Source organism: Nocardiopsis sp. JB363 (genome assembly GCF_900143625.1).
Lineage (GTDB): Bacteria > Actinomycetota > Actinomycetes > Streptosporangiales > Streptosporangiaceae > Nocardiopsis.
In genome coordinates this window covers 1-15,583 of sequence record NZ_FRFF01000168.1, presented here as the reverse complement: position 1 = coordinate 15,583, position 15,583 = coordinate 1, and the positions used below count along the sequence as shown (strand labels likewise).

The 15,583-nt window shown below is 71.3% G+C and carries 10 protein-coding genes; 5 read left to right on the top strand and 5 right to left on the bottom strand.

The genetic code is table 11. The features are described 5' to 3' along the window. Window positions 1-97: 97 nt before the first annotated feature. The 4 genes from BQ8420_RS32925 to BQ8420_RS25795 form a co-directional block, all read right to left on the bottom strand. Window positions 98-1,957, bottom strand: coding sequence for a hypothetical protein (locus tag BQ8420_RS32925; RefSeq protein WP_160049436.1), 1,860 nt, complete (start codon window positions 1,955-1,957; stop codon window positions 98-100). Between the two features lie 99 nt (window positions 1,958-2,056). Then, on the bottom strand, window positions 2,057-2,713 hold the full coding sequence (locus BQ8420_RS25805) for a hypothetical protein (protein WP_087102095.1): 657 nt from the start codon (window positions 2,711-2,713) through the stop codon (window positions 2,057-2,059). Window positions 2,714-3,105: 392 nt separating this feature from the next. Beyond that, window positions 3,106-4,881: a substrate-binding domain-containing protein gene (locus tag BQ8420_RS25800; RefSeq protein ID WP_087102093.1), complete on the bottom strand. Its 1,776-nt coding sequence runs from the start codon at window positions 4,879-4,881 to the stop codon at window positions 3,106-3,108. A gap of 427 nt (window positions 4,882-5,308) precedes the next feature. After that, a complete protein-coding gene (locus BQ8420_RS25795; RefSeq protein WP_087102091.1) occupies window positions 5,309-7,042 on the bottom strand; it encodes a substrate-binding domain-containing protein in 1,734 nt (577 codons plus the stop codon). A gap of 430 nt (window positions 7,043-7,472) precedes the next feature. Between BQ8420_RS25795 and BQ8420_RS25790 the strand changes: the two genes are divergently transcribed. The 5 genes from BQ8420_RS25790 to BQ8420_RS25770 all read left to right on the top strand — a co-directional run bounded on the left by BQ8420_RS25790 (window position 7,473) and on the right by BQ8420_RS25770 (window position 13,163). Then, window positions 7,473-8,090, top strand: coding sequence for a hypothetical protein (locus BQ8420_RS25790; RefSeq protein WP_087102089.1), 618 nt, complete (start codon window positions 7,473-7,475; stop codon window positions 8,088-8,090). Window positions 8,091-8,170: 80 nt separating this feature from the next. Beyond that, window positions 8,171-8,986 (top strand): RNA methyltransferase, encoded by an 816-nt coding sequence (locus BQ8420_RS25785; protein WP_087102159.1) that lies wholly within the window; start codon window positions 8,171-8,173, stop codon window positions 8,984-8,986. Window positions 8,987-9,046: 60 nt separating this feature from the next. Beyond that, window positions 9,047-9,964, top strand: a complete 918-nt coding sequence (locus tag BQ8420_RS25780) for a 2-hydroxyacid dehydrogenase (protein ID WP_087102087.1) — start codon at window positions 9,047-9,049, stop codon at window positions 9,962-9,964. A 92-nt stretch (window positions 9,965-10,056) separates the two neighbouring features. Further along, complete coding sequence (locus BQ8420_RS25775) at window positions 10,057-11,745, top strand: bifunctional 3'-5' exonuclease/DNA polymerase (protein ID WP_087102085.1); 1,689 nt, start codon at window positions 10,057-10,059, stop codon at window positions 11,743-11,745. Between the two features lie 194 nt (window positions 11,746-11,939). Then, window positions 11,940-13,163, top strand: coding sequence for a C40 family peptidase (locus tag BQ8420_RS25770; protein ID WP_087102083.1), 1,224 nt, complete (start codon window positions 11,940-11,942; stop codon window positions 13,161-13,163). Window positions 13,164-13,719: 556 nt separating this feature from the next. Here BQ8420_RS25770 and BQ8420_RS25765 read toward each other — a convergent pair. Further along, window positions 13,720-15,546: a gamma-glutamyltransferase family protein gene (locus BQ8420_RS25765; RefSeq protein WP_087102157.1), complete on the bottom strand. Its 1,827-nt coding sequence runs from the start codon at window positions 15,544-15,546 to the stop codon at window positions 13,720-13,722. Window positions 15,547-15,583: the final 37 nt, after the last annotated feature.

The following is a 15,583-nucleotide window of genomic DNA, read 5'->3' as shown; positions in this document are numbered from 1 at the left end:
TTAGGGGTTTGGGGCCGTGAACCGGACGACGGGCGGGGTACCGGGTCCTGGAACCCGACACCCCGCGCACGTATCACTCGGCAGCCGTTCGCCCCGGTCAGTCCCAGATGAACGGGTCGGACTGTCCCGGAGGGTTGCCGAGGTCGAAGATGGCGTACATCCAGTCCCACACGCCCCAGAACTGCAGGTAGCCCAGCACCACGACGAGCACGATGATCAGCGCCAGGAAGAAGCACCCACAGCCGCAGCCGCTCCTCTTCTTCTTGGGCTGAGGGGGCCGACCATACGGGTTGCCCTGCGGGCCGTACGGGTTCGGCGGCTGGTTGTGGCCCCACTGTGGGGCGCCCGGGGGAGGCCCGTGGCCGGGCCGACCCGGGCCACCGGGGGCGCCGCCCATGGGGGGCTGACCGGGAGGCGGACCGTAACCCTGCGGGGGGCGGCCGTGCGGCGGCGGACCCATCGGGGGTTGTCCCGGCGGTGGGCCGAACCGCTGAGGCGGCTGAGCGTACTGCTGGTGGGGCGGCTGCCCCGGGGGCGGACCCTGGGGCGGGTACCCCGGCGGCGGAAAGCCCGGAGGCCGGTTCGGGCCCGACGGGGGCTGGTTGGGGGCCTGCTGAGCGCCCGAGGGTGCCTGATGGGGAGGGGGCGGAGGCTGCTGACCGGGGAAGACGCCGGGCGGCGGGCCCGCGGGGGAGTGCCCTTGTTGGGGGCCCGACGGTGGCTGATGGGGACCGGAGGGCGGCTGTTGGGCGCCCGACCGGGCCTGGCCGGGGTTCTGCGGCGTCCACTCCGCGGGCGAGGCACCGGCGGCGGAAGCGGCCGGGGCGCCGGGAGCGCCGGGGGCCGCGGGATCACCGGGGATGCCGGGGGCACCGGGCGCCGGTGCCCCGGGGGGAGCGTTCTTGGCGGCCTCCTCGGCGCGCTTGCGCTCTTCCTCCGCCCGCCTCTGGGCCTCCACAGCCTGTTGCTGAGCCTCGGCCTCCTTGCGGACCCGCTCCTCCTCGCGCTTCTGAGCGGTCTCCTCCTCGGACTGGCGGCGCTGCTCCTTGCGCTCCTCGGAGAGGTCGGCCCAGCCTTCCTTGAGGTTGCCGAGGAACTTGTTGAACTTGCCGCCCTTGCCGTCCTCGGAGTCCCCGGAAGCCGGGGAGCCCTGTTCGACGCCGGCGGAGAACATCGGGTCGTTCGGGTCGAAGATGGCCGTGCCGCCGGGGGCCGGTGCTCCGGCTCCGGGGTCGAACACCGCGGTGCGCGGTGCCTCACCGGCCGCGTTCGGGTCGAACACGGCGGTGCGCGGTGCGTCGTTGCCACGGCCGTCGCCGAGGTCGGCGGTGGGGGTCTCGTCGCCGGTCAGGTCCGCGGTGGGAAGCCCGTCTTCGCTGCGGCCGGGAAGATCGGAGGGGTTCACTCGGATGGTCGCGCCGGCGTCGCCGCCCGGAACCCCGCCCGGGGGATCGGCCGGTGCGTTGCCGCCGGTGGCACCGCCGAGGTCCGCGGTGGCCTCGTCGTCCTCGTCCCTCCCCCATGACGATCCGATCCGCACGGTGCTCGGCTCGTCACCGACGGGCGCGGGGGTGGCGCCGGAGTCCTGCCGTGAGGGGTCGATCCGGACGGTGCCCTCGTCGTCGGACCCGGTCGGGGGGCCGGGTGGGGGAGAGGACTGTCGGGCCCATGACGGGTCGATCCGCATGGTGCTCGGCTCGTCGTCGATCGGAGCGGGAGACGGTGCCGACGAACCCAGCCGGACCGTGCCTTCCTCGTCGTCATCTCCGGGGGGCGCGCCCCCGTCTTGTCCGCCCTGGTAGGTGGTGGCGGCTTCCTCGTCGGAGCCGTCGGCGCCGCCCTGGAGCTCGCTCAGTGAACGGGTATGCCGCGTCCACCCGTCACCGTTCCACCATCTGAGCGTCTGTGCGTCGCCCTGCGGGTCCGCGTACCAACCCGGCTCGATAGATCCACCCATGGGCGACAGACTAAGGGGTTTCGGAGCTGTACTTAACCAGTGGTATCGGATTCTCCGAGAAGGTGGGATGCCGGGAGGCCGATGCCTCTCGGAGAGTGTCTAGTTGATGACCGAGGGTTGTGGATCTTGGTGTGCGCGCGGCACCGCGGAACCTTCGGAGAACAGGGAGACCCCCTGTTCACCGGTGCCCCCACCGGCACCGGAGAGCACACGCCCCGGAGAGATGCGGCCGGGGGCGGTGGCGACCGAACCCGGCACTTGGTCGTGGCCGAAGTGACCGCCCCTGGACCAGGCCCGCACCGACTCCTCGGCTCCGACGCCCCGTGTTCCGGGAGGCCCGGCCGGCCAGGTGCGAGGCACCGCCCAAGAACCCAACCACTCCAGGAGCGAGGGCAGGCCCGTCATGGGGCCGTCGGTGAACGGCCGCGCCTCCGTGCCCACCACGGCCACCACGAGGCACACGCGACCCTCGTCGCCGTGGTCCAGGTACTGGTGGTAGGTCGCGGTGCTGCCCAGCGCCACACCCGCGCGGCGGGTGGCGGCGAGCAGCTGGACGACTTCTCCGCTCAACGGGTTCCACACCAGGTGCGTGGTCCGGCCTTCGTGGAGCAGCCGCCGTGCCTCCTCGGCGGCCGACCACACGCCTGGATCGCTGCCGGTCACCGTCCACACCGCTCGCGGGGCCCCGGCCCCGTTCGCCGTGCGGGCGGGCCCGCCAACGATCCTCTCGACACCGGGCATCCACGCCTTCGCCATGGCACTCCTCATCCGGTCGCACTGATCGTCGGGCCTGAGGATCCGGGTCGAGAGGGCCTGGGGCGGCCCGGATCCAGGTCTCTCCCGTGGTACGCCACCGGGAGTGAGAAGTCCATAGCCCTTCGGCGTCCGGCTAGGTTCATGTCACCTTCTGTTCCGAGTACCGAGCCCCGGGGGCCACATGCGTCTCCACAGAGCCTCGGAAGCGGTATGGAGCACCATGTGACCCGGTAACAGCCGGGCCGGAACGGTTGCGGTCGGACCGGAACAGCCGGACAGCGCTACCGATCGACGGGTGCGGTGGCCGATGACGTGGGGACACGAGAAGGGGCCGGGCCGTGGTCCGCACCACGGCCCGGCCCCGGACCCCCACACGTCCTAAGACGTCGGGATCACTCCTCGTCTTCCTCTTCGTTCTCCTCGTCCTCGGCGATCCGCAGCGAGAAAGCCTGCAGGAAGATCTCGCCGATCTCCGTCGGGTCCTCGGTCATGTACGCGGCGCCGCCGGTGGCCGCGGCGATCTGTTGCAGCGGCTCCAGGTGCTGAACGTCCGGACCGAAGGCGATCGTGATGATCGGGATCGGCCGGGAGGGGCTGGACAGCTCGTTGATCTGTTCCAGCAGCGCCTCCAACTCCATACCGCCGGGGTCGTCGTTGTCCCCGTCGGTGAGCATCAGGATGACGTTGGTGCGGTCCGGCTGGTAGTTGGTGGACATCTCCTGGTAGGCGGCCAGGTACGTCTCGTACAGTGCCGTGTCGCCCTGCGGGCGCGGCTGCATGTTCTCCAGGGACGAGCCGATCACGTCACGGTGCGTGTTGCCGCTCTCGTCGGTGGCCTGAAGTTCCCGGACGGGGGCGAGCTCCTGGTAGTGGAGGTCGTCGTTGACGTTGGTGGAGAATTCCCACAGCCCCAGCTCGGAGCTTTCGGAGAACATCTGCAGACCCTCGCCGGACGCCGCGCCGGCCACCTGCATGCGGGTCAGACCGGTCCCCGGGACCTCGGCCAGCATGGAACCGGAGACGTCCACGATGGTGAGCACCCGCGAGTCCATCTTCATCTGGGTCCAGGTACGGGTCAGGTCGGTGATGGAAGTCTCCGAGGGGGCGGACAGTTCGGCCGGTTCCTCCTCGACGAACCCGGCGTCCTCGGCCAGCACCGAGGAATCGGCCTGGCCCTCGGGGCCGCGGAACCCCTCTTCGAGCAGACGCTGCTGGACCTCATCGGAGCGGACCGCGGTGCGGAACACCTCGGCGGCGCGGGTGATGTCCGCGTCCTCGCTGCGCACGATGTACGGGAAGTCGAGGAAGTAGGTGCCGTCGTCCAGGTAACCGGGCTGCGCCGGGTTGTCACCGTGGGCGGCGTTGTAGCGCCACACCGCCTGTTCCGACATCACCATGACGGGCGGGGAGGTCTCCTCGCCGCCGCTCAGCGCGAGGAACGCGGCGTCCTCGTCGGCCGAGGCGCCCTTGTGCAGGGACTGCAGGGCCGCGGTCATGTGCGCGTTGAAGGTGTCGGCGTCGGGGCTGGACTCCTCCAGCGCCGCCTGCAACAGGTAGAGGGTGCCGAGGCCGCTGGAGCTGCGCACCGGGTCGACCACGCGGACGGTGCGACCGCTCTCCTCACCGGGTGCGGCGGTGGGGACCACGTCCGTCCAGGTGGTGGGCTCGTCGTCGGCCTCGGAGAACTCGGCGAGTTCGGCCAGGACGAGCGGGGTGCGGGCCACGGAGGTGCCGGTCTCGGTGATGACGGCGTCCCCGGCCTGGCTCTGCACCAGGCGGGTCCACATCGAGGAGTCGGGGATCCACACGTCGGAGTCGGTGTCGCCCATGGTGGCGCCGGAGCCGGTGATGCCGTAGGCGACGTTGGCCGAGTCGACCTGGCGCACCTCGGCGCGCACGCAACTGCCGTCGACGTTGTGGTCCTCGGCGTTGAAGTCACTGGCCACGTCGGTCAACACGGGGCCCAACTCGGGGCTGACCGCGATGTCCAGTTCGATGTCGGAACGGCCGCAACCGTCGCTGTTCCCGAACATGTACACGCCCGCCACGGCGAGAACGACCACGATCACCATCGCGGCGGCCAGAGCGATGAACGCCCCACCACGGCCGCGACGGCGTCTGCTCCGGCCGGAGGGTTCTTCTGCGTATCTTCCGCGGTGACGTCCCACAGCTTTCCTCACGGGGTGGTGTACGGACGGATCTCGTACAGGGGGATGAACAGGTACGGGGAGGGGTGGTACGGGGTGATCCGTACGTACCGGTTCGACTCGGGAGCGAGGCGAACGGATGAGTGTTATTGGTGGGAACCGTACTCAAAGCCCCAGACCGAGTGAATGGGGGCCGGCCCGCGGGCACGAGGGGCGGGACGGGGGTCGGTGGTGTGGAACCGGGGCGGAGCGGCGGTCACCTTGGGGAACCCGGTCGAGTGGGTCCCCGAGGGCGTCCGGGAACCGGTCCGACCGAAATGCGATTCCGATACCCAATCGAGATTGTTGGTGGGCGCGTGACGGTTCGGGGCGCCGAGGCCGTCCGGTTCGACACCGGACGACCCCGAACCCGCCGACCACCGAACCCGCCGACCACCGGACCCACGGATCAGCTGTCGCAGTTGGGCACGCACAGGCGGCGCGAGATCGAGCTGAGGAAGAAGTCGCCGATCTCCGCCGGGTCCTCGGTGACGAACGACGAGCCACTCGTGGCCCGCGCGACCTGCGCCAGTTCCTGCTCCTCGGCCTGGTCGCCGAAGCCGATGATGAACATCGTGACCGGGCGCTCCGGGTCGAAGCGGTCCTGAAGGGCGGCCACCAGTTCGTCGTGGGAGATCTCGCTGGAGTCCTCGTCCTGACCGGCGGTCAGCAGGATGACACTGTTGATCTTGTCCTCGTGGTAGTCGGCCTGCACCTCGTCGTAGGCGGCCAGGATGTTGTCGTACAGGCGCGAGTCGCCGCCCTGCGTCTCCAGGTCCTCGGCGATCTCGGTCATCTCCTGGCGGCGCGTCACGTCCCCGTCGTCGGCCTGTCCCAGCGGGTGCATCTCCGCGGCCTCTTCGCGACCGTTCTCCCCGTACCGCTCCGACATCAGCCAAAGGCCCATGTCGGTCTCGTCCGGGAACAACGACAGGCCCAGGAGCGCGGCCTGTTTGGCGATCTCGATCCGCGCCGGGCCGCCGTTGAGGTCCTCGGCCATGTTCGCGGAGGCGTCGGCCAGCACCAGTGTGCGGCTGGGCATCGACAACCGGTTCCAGTCCGTGACCGAGGCCAGCAGGGCGTCGCCGGTCAGGTCCTCGTGGGTGGGCGGGGCCGCCGCCTCGATGCCGGGTTGGGCGGCGAGCACCGGGGACGCCTCACCGTCGGGGTCGCGGAAGCCCAGCTCGCGCAGACGCCCACGGTAGGCGTCGCCGCTCGCCACCTGGTAGAGGTCGGCGGCGGCCGATTGCAGCGCGGACTCCTCGGTGACGGTCACGTAGGGGTAGTCCAGGCCGACGGTGCCGTCCTCGACGTAGTGCGCCTGTAGTTCGGGCGCGGAGTCCGCGCGGCGCAGGTTGTAGGAGACGACCGCCTGCTCGGGCACCGCGATGACCGGGTCGATCCGGTCCTGTGAGGCTTCCGATCCGGTGAACACGGTGGTCAGGTCCAGTTCACCGAAGGCCGAGTCCATCTGCACCTCGCGTACGAAGTCGGTCATGGCGGTGTCGGCCTCGTCGCCGGTGCCCAGGTGGTCGCGGATCGCGTGCATCACCGTCATGCCGTCGGCGCCCCGGTTGGGGTCGACCATCACCACGGGCCGCTCGGGGTCGCGTTCCCCGGGAAGCAGCATGGTCCAGTCGGCCTCGTCCTGGTCCGGCATGCCCTCGGTGTCCGGTGGGGCGGCCAGCACCACGGGGGAACTGGCCAGCGAGGGCGGGTCGGTCTCGATGCCGTGCGCCCCGCCCGCGGAGACCCGGGCCAGCTCCACCCAGGTCGAGGACTCGGGGATCCACACGTGCGGGGTGATGCTCGATTCGCCCAGCTGGTTGCCGGACAGGGCGTCCATGATCCGGTGCGGGGCGATCTCGTCGACCTGCGCGTACACGCACACGTCGCCGTAACGGGGACCGCCGGAGTTGAACTCCGTGGCGGCCTCGCGCAGCACGGGTGCGATGCTCTGGGAGGTGGACACCCGCAGGTAACGGGTGTCCCCGCAACCGAGGACGTTCATGCCGACCGGCACGGCGATGGCCGCGACGGCGATGACCGCGACGACGATCGCGGTGATCCCCATCGGCGACCGCACCGCTTTACGTGTGGTGGTGGCGGCCGGGGAGGGAAGTCGATGGCGTCCAGTGGACACGGGCACTCCGGGGGTGTGGCTGGTCGTCCGGCACCCGGTCGCCCGGGGCCGGGGGTGCGGCGGTGGCCGGGTGCGGTTCCCGGCACCCGCGGAAGGTACGTGGAGTGAACCGTTCTCGCGCGGGCTGCGTCCTACAGGTGTGAAGGCGAGCGAAAGCCGCGAAACGAACGATTCCTCCCCCGGACCTTACTGGCAGGTAATGCGAGAGTGGAAGGGTGGGGGTGGCGCCGCTCACATCGATACCGAGACAAGACGCTCCTTGACCGCTTCGTTACGGCGACCTTCGAGATGTACTCCCGACTCCCCGCTACCATGGGCCCCCGGTATGCGCTTGACCGATACTTGACGTCCGATCCGCGGACGCCCCGCCACGACGGGGCCCGGCCCGCGTGGACGCCCCCGCGACCAATCGACCCCCGAGGGTTTTGGCATGTCCCATTCGCACAGTGACCGACGGAACCGAGGCAATCTCGGCTCCAAGCTGCTCGCCGGCGCCTGCTGCACCGGCGCGGTGACCTACGCCGTGTTCGTGGGTCCATCGATGCTGCCGCCCCAGGACGTGGAGGCCGCCAACGCGACCACTCCCGAGGTGCTGAGCAGCGTCATCGAGCAGGACACCGAGGAGCCCGTGCTCTCCGGCCCGGTCGGTACGCTGCGCATCCAGGTCACCGACCGCCACCACGCCTGGGTGCAGACCCTGGAGTGCAGGGGGGACCTGGAGCAGGACCCGGCGGCCTGCTCCGCGATGGCCGAAGTGGCCGCCGAAATGGCCGAGGACCCCACCATCGCCGAGCCCACCACCGAGGAAGAGGACGTCGAGTCCTCGGCCTCCGAGGACCCCGAAGAGCTCAAGGGCCATCCGCTGTTCGCCGAGATCAGCGACGGAACCGTGTGCACCGACAAGGTCTACGGCCCCCAGCAGGCCGGCATCGAGGGCACCTGGGAGGGACGCGAGATCGACACCTCCCTGACACGCCGCGGCTCCTGCGAGGAGGCCCGCTGGCAGCGCCTGATCCCCCTCACCGAACGCTTCGAGTCCGAGCAGTAGCCGAGTACGGGGCCCGATGGGCCCGGTCCGCACGCCCACCCGGAGCGTCCACCGCCCGGCGCACGGGATAATCGGTGACCATGGATGTCATCAGGGTCAGTGACCCCACCGACCCGCGCCTGGCCGACTACACCCGTCTGCGCGACGTCAACCTGCGCCGTCACCTGGAGGCCGAACACGGCCTGTTCATGGCCGAGGGCGACAAGGTGATCCGCCGCGCCGCCACCGCCGGGTACACACCGCGCAGCTTCCTGCTGACCGAACGACGCGCCGAGGCCCTCGACGACGTCGTGGCCGCCACCGAGGCGCCGCTGTACGTCGTCAGCGAGGAGACCGCCGAACGCCTCGTCGGATTCGACCTGCACCGCGGCGCCCTGGCCGCCTACCACCGCGAGCCACTGCCGGACCTGACCGAGGTGCTCGCCGAGGCGCGCGCCATCGTGGTGCTGGAGGACCTGGTCGACCACACCAACGTCGGCGCGATCTTCCGCAGCGCCGCCGGGCTGGGGGTGGACGCCGTGGTCCTCGCGCCTCGCTGCGCCGACCCGCTGTACCGACGTTCGGTGAAGGTGTCCATGGGCGCGGTCTTCACCCTGCCCTACACCCGGATGGACGATTGGTACGGCGGACTGGACACCCTGCGCGAGTCCGGGTTCGACCTCATGGCGCTCACCCCGGGGGAGGGCTCCGTGCCGATGGGCGAGGCCATGGACCGCCTCGCGCCCGACGCCAAGGTGGGGTTGCTGTTGGGGACCGAGGGCGATGGGCTGTCCTCACGCTGGCTCGAACGCGCCACCTCGCGCGTGCACATCCCGATGGCCGAACGCGACGTCGACTCCCTCAACGTCACCGCGGCCGCCGCCATCGCCTGTTACGAGCTCGGACGCACCCGGTGAGCCCCTGAGCGTCTAGTGTGGCGCGTGACACGGACGGTCACGGCAGGGAGGACGCACGACATGGGCGGCCGAGCACTGGTGCAGTGGGAGCAGAACCGGGAGAACGCGCCCGACGGGCTCCACGTCGACCTCTACGCGGGAGGACCGGCGCCCAGGGAACTGGAGGAGGTCACCTTCTACCAGGTGCCCTACGTGCCCTCCACCCAGGGAGTGGACGAGCGGCTGGAGATCATCGGTCGGATGCCGGAGCTGCGCGTCCTCCAACTGGTCTCCGCCGGCTACGACCAGGTACTGGGACTGATCCCCGACCACGTCACCCTGTGCAACGGTCGCGGGCTGCACGACGCCAGTACCGCCGAACACACGCTCGCGCTCATCCTCGCCGCCCAGCGCGAGTTGCCCCGGTGGGCCATCGACCAGCGCGAACACCGGTGGGCGCCCACGCCACAGCGGTCGCTGGCCGACTCCCGGGTGATGATCATCGGGTACGGCAGCATCGGAAAGGCCATCGAACGGCGGCTGCTCCCGTTCGAGGTCGAGGTGGTGCGGGTGGCGAGCCGCCCACGCCCCGAACAGGACGTCCACGGCGTCGACGAACTGCCCGACCTCCTGCCGGAGGTCGACGTCGTCGTGCTGGTCACCCCGCTCACCGACGCCACCCGTGGCCTGTTCGGCACCCGTGAGTTCGCCCTGCTGCGCGACGACGCGCTCGTGGTCAACGTGGGTCGCGGTGCCGTACTCGACACCGACGCCCTGCTCGCCCAGAACGGTCGGGTGCGCGCCGCCCTGGACGTCACCGACCCCGAACCGCCGCCGGTCGATCACCCGCTCTGGGAGGCCCCCGGGGTGTACTTCACCCCGCACGTGGCGGGTGGTTCGACCGCGTTCGGCCCGCGGGCGCGCACGTTCATGGACGCGCAACTGGCCCGCTGGGCCGCGGGGGAGCCCCTGGCCAACGTCGTCCGCCCCGGACGCTAGGGGGACGGTACGGGTCCGACGGCCGCCCCGAAGAGATGAGCGAACGGGTGTGGATGTGTCCGTTTGTCGTGGTCGCGGGGAAGAATGGGGGCATGCGGATCGCGGTGGTCGCCGATGGGGAGGGCGGTGGCCGGTTGAGGGAGCTCGACGGCGCCTCACCGGTCGGGCCCGTTCGAAGCGTGGCCGACCTCGTCGCCGAGGTCCGCGAGATCGAGACGGGCTCCCCGGAACCCCCGCGCTGGGTCTGGGCCCGCACCGAGGACGTCTACCCCGAGCTGGTCCGGGCCGGGGTGCGGGTGCGGCGCTGCCACGACGTCGAACACACCGAGGCGCTCCTGCTGGGCCACGCGGCCCGCCACCACGAACCCCACTCGCTGGGTGCCGCCTGGGCTCGGCTGCACGACCTCCCCGTGCCCGACGACCCGGTCCGACCGCTGGGGGAGGGTACCGCCGCCCAGCCCGCACTGTTCGAGGCCGACCGGTCCACCCTGCCACCCGGCACCGACCGGCTCGACGCGCTCCTGGAGGTCCACCGAGACCAGGGCGAACGTATCGGCGAGCTGCTCGCCCCCGACCGCTTCTCCCTGTTGGTGGCGGTGGAGTCGGCGGGGGCCCTGGCCGCGGTGGAGATGAGCCACGACGGGCTGCCCTGGCGTCCCGAGGAACACGACCGGATCCTCACCAAGGTCCTCGGCCCCCGACCGACAGGAGGAGAACGTCCCCGGGTCCTGGCCGACCTGGCCGAACGGATCGGCGAGGTGGTCGGACACGACGTCAACCCCGACTCGCCCGCCCAGGTCATGCGGGCCATGGCGTGGGTCGGCCACCCGGTCGAGTCCACCCGCTCCTGGGTGCTGGAACAGGTCGACCACCCCGTCATCCCCCTGCTGCTGCGCTACAAGGAGCTCGCCCGGCTGCACTCGGCCAACGGGTGGACCTGGGCGGAGACCTGGGTCCGGGAGCTCAAGACGGAGGAAGGCCCGCGACTGGGGCGTTTTCAGCCCGACTACGTGGTGGGCGGGGTCGTGTCCGGACGGTGGGCCACCCGGGGTGGCGGCGGCCTACAGATCCCCAAGGCGGTCCGCGGCGCGGTGCGCTCCGACCCCGGTTGGGTCCTGGTACGCGCCGACGCCGGCCAACTCGAACCACGTGTCCTCGCCGCCCTCTCCCACGACGAGGCCCTCGCGGCGGCCGCTGCCGAGGAGGACCTGTACGCGAGCCTGGCCGACCACGTGGGCGGAGACCGCGAGCGCGCCAAGATCGGCCTGCTCGCCGCCATGTACGGGCAGACCTCCGGTGACGCCGCGCCCCTGCTCGCCACGATGCGCCGCCTCTATCCCCGGGCCCTGGACCACGTCGACGCCGCGGCGCGCACCGGTGAGGGCGGCGGCATCGTCCGTTCCTGGTTGGGCCGGACCTCCCCGTCGCCGCGCGGTTGGGCGGCCACGATCGCCGCCCCGGACGCCGACCGTCGGCGACGCGCCCACGGTCGGTTCACCCGCAACTTCGTCGTGCAGGCCACCGCCGCCGAGTGGGCGCTGGTCCTGCTGGCCGCCCTGCGTCAGGAGTTACGGGAGAACCTCCCGACGCTGCCCGAGGGTGGCGGCATCGTCTTCTTCGTGCACGACGAGGTGGTCCTGCACGTTCCCGAGGACCTGGACGAAGCGGCCGTGCGGGCCGTCCGCCGGGCCGAGACCCGCACCCGGGAGATCCTCTTCGGCGACTCCCCGGTCCGGTTCCCTCTCGACCTGTCCGTGACGGACCGCTATGACAGACCCTGACCAGGGGCGAAACGGACACTCGTTCAGGGAACGGTCATTCGCCGGAAAGGTAGACGTCCGATATCGGACGGCGTGGACTTCTTGCAAACAAACCCGGGTGCGCCCATTCTTGGACCCGGACACGTAAAACAAAGGCCGTGCGCCGCAGCGGACACTCCCGCCCGCCGCGGTCACAGAAAGGGTGATGAACCCCCGTGCGGAACCGGCTCAGAACATGTGCGGGAACCACGGCCGCATTCGCGGTCGTCTTCACGGCCTTCGGTGCGACCCCCGCGATGGCCGACCCCGTGGTCGAGGAACGACCCTCCCTCTCCGACCAGTTCGTCCAGGACGCCGCGCCCCCCGGCGACGCGGAGCCCAGTGGATCCCGACCCCGGGCCGAGAGCGAACGGGACGGCTCTCGGGACGGAGACACGACGGCGGCGGCGTCCCCCGACGTCGCGAACGTCGACGAACTCCGCGGTGACACCTACGTCGCCCCCTTCCGGGAGGCGCGTTCGGTCGAATACTTCGCCGTCGCACCGGAGACCCTGCCCCCCGAGGTCGTCGACGAGATCCGCGGTATCGACGGGGTCGACCACGTCCTGACCGTCGACGCCGCGCGCGTGGAGATCGACGGCGAGGCCACGTCCGTGCTGGGCGTGCAGCCCTCCACCTTCCGTAACCACGCCCCCGAACCCTCCGCCGAGTCCGACGAGATCTGGCAGGGCGTCGCCGAGGGACACATCGCCCTGTCCAACGACGTGGGCAAGGAACGCGAACTGGAGGTCGGTGGCGAGGTCACCGTCGCCGGTGGCAACGGCGAGGTCCCCATGGAGGTGTGGACGCACGCCACCTCCGGCATCGCCGGGATGGACGCCCTCATCTCCCGCGAACAGGCCCGAGAGCTCGGGATGCCCGAGGGCAACGCCCTGGTGATCTCGGCGGCCGACGCCGACCTGTTCGAATTGCACGAAGCCCTGGAGGAGGCGCTCGGCGACGCCGCCCAGCTCCAGCTGATCGCCGACGCCCCCGAACCCCTCGACCAAGGCGACGCCGTACCGCCCACCGTCGTCGAACAGGTCATCGCCAACGCCGAGACCCAGTTGGGCGTTCCCTACGTCTGGGGCGGCACCACACCGAACGTCGGCTTCGACTGCTCCGGCCTGCTCCAGTGGGCCTTCGACGAGGCGGGGGTGACGATCCCCCGGGTCACCCACGACCAGTGGAACGCGGGCGACAAGGTGGAGTGGGACGACCTTGAGCGTGGTGACCTGCTGTTCTGGCGCTCGGACCCGACCGCCCCCGACTACATCTCGCACGTGGCCATCTTCCTGGGCGACGGTCAGATGCTGGAGGCCCCGCGCACCGGACTCGACGTACGCGTCACCTCGGTGCGCACCGACAACTACGCGGGCGCGGTGCGCGTCCACGCCTGAGACGTCGACCCCCGGTGGTGGGGTGAGTGAACGCCGACCCGGTCGGGCCCCGAGCCCGGCCGGGTCGTTCGTGTCCTCAACCCGAGTGTGGGCCGAGGCCGTCGGCCACAGGTCCGTGCGCGCCGGCGCGTTCCCTTCGACACCGACCCCGGACACGACGATGGGCCGTGGTGTCACCGCGCCGGTGGCACCACGGCCCATCGCTCTCCTGTCCGAAAAACCGCCGGGAGGGGAAGGCAGGTTTCGGCCTGGAGGGGAGAAACAGGGCAGCCGCTGAGGGAGGGGGAGACAGCGGACTTCTACCCTGTTCGGGTGGTATGGAGTTGTGGCGGCGTACTCGACCGATCATCCGGGAGCGCCCCCGCACAAGGTCTAGATAAGCAGTGACCGGTCGATTTGGCAAGAGGTCGGATCAAGGCATGCGGGGTGGCGCAACGGCGCCCGAATTCCCATCCCGTCCAACCGTGTACGGATTCCGTACGCTTTCGTCTTCCTTCGATGTCGCGGCCCGGGCCCGGACGGATCGGTGCCGCCCGGACCACCATCGATCGGGCGATCAACGCCCGGCGGCGTACCCCTGGCCACCTCGGGCGTCGGCGGCGGCGCGCAGCTCGCCGCTCTCCGGGTCGCGGGCCACGGCGGCCAGCCTGCCCAGCGACCACGCCTCGACGACCCGCACCGTGTGACCGCGCCGGCGCAGCTCCTCGATGGTCTCCACGCCCACACCGGGCTCCACGACCAGGTCGCCGGGCAGGGTCTCCCTCGGGTGGAAGGAGCTCGGGAAGGCGTTGGTGTGGAACATCGGGGTGTCCATGGCTTCCTGCAGGTCCGTGGCCCCGTTGAGGATCCGCAGCAGCGCCGTGGTCGTCCACTGGTCCTGCTGGTCGCCGCCCGGCGTGCCGATGGCCAACACCGCCTGTCCATCCTCGCGGGTCACCAGGGTGGGCGACAGTGTGGTGCGGGGGCGCCGCCGCGGGGCGAGCGCGTTGGGCGAGGCCGGGTCGAGCCAGAACATCTGCGCCCGGGTGCCCAACGGGAAGCCGAGGTCGGGGATGACGGGGGAGCTGCTCAGCCAACCGCCGCTGGGGGTCGCCGAGACCATGTTCCCGTGGGCGTCCACCACGTCGAGGTGGCAGGTGTCGCCGCGCTGGTCGGAGGGGGCGATGCCGGCGGCGTTGCGCACGGTCGGCTCTCCGGTGGTGCGGTCGCCCGGGGTGTCGTCGGCCAGGTACAGCGGTGCGACGAAGGGGTCGCGGCCACCGTGGGCGCCGGGACGCAGGTCCAAGGCGACGCGGGCGTCGTCGACGAGCCGGGCGCGTTCGGCGGCGTAGGAGGGGCTCAGGAGCTCCTTGAGCGGCACGTCGGTGTGGTCGGGGTCGCCGTACCAGGCCTCCCGGTCGGCGAAGGCGAGCTTGGCGCTCTCGGTGACCCGATGGATGAAGTCGGCGTCGACACCGGCGTTCGCGCCGAAGACCCCGTCCCGGCGCAGGTCGGTGTCCACGCCGAGGGCCTCGGCCAGACGGAGCTGTTGCAGCATGGCGGGGCCCTGCCCCCACGGCCCGGTCTTGTGCACCGTGTGCGCGCCGTGGGTGACGGCGGTGGTGTCCTCGTAGTGGGCGCTCCAGTCGGCCATGTCGGCGGCGGTCAGGAGCCCCTGCTCGGGCTCTCCGCGGCCGTTGGGGACCGGCGAGGCCAGGAAGGCGCCCACGGCCTCGGCGACGAACCCCTGGGCCCAGGAGCGGCGGGCCGCCTCGATCTGCGCCTCGCGGTCACCGCCTCCCCGCTCGGCCTCCCGGATGATCCGCGTGTAGGCGGCGGCCAGGGCCGGGTTGCGCAGCCGCGAACCGGCGGCGGGGGCGGTGCCGTGCGGCAGGTACACACCGGCCGAACCCGCCCAATGCCGAGCGAAGACCGGCTTGAGGTTCTCGATCACGGCGGCGACGCGGGCCAGGACCGGGTAGCCGCGTTCGGCCAGGCCGACGGCGTGTTCGAGGACCTCGCGGACCGACATGGTGCCGTGGTCGCGCAGCAGCAGCATCCAGGCGTCGAAGGCTCCGGGGACGGTGGCGGCCAGGACGCCGCTGCCGGGGATCCGGTCCATGCCGGCGAACGCGTCGATGCTCGCGGTGGCGGGGGACACCCCTTGGCCGCACAGCACGCGCGGTGCGTTCCCGGCCGCCTGGAAGATCACGGGGACCTCGCCGCCCGGGCCGTTCAGGTGGGGTTCCACGACCTGGAGGGTGAAGCCGGTGGCCACGGCCGCGTCGAAGGCGTTGCCGCCGCGTTCGAGGACGGACATACCGGTGGCGCTGGCCAGCCAGTGGGTGGAGGCGACCATGCCGAAGTCGCCGCGCAGCTGAGGTCGTGTGGTGAATCCGGGCATGCGTTCGTCCTCCTGCGGATGGGGGAAGGCGGGGGCG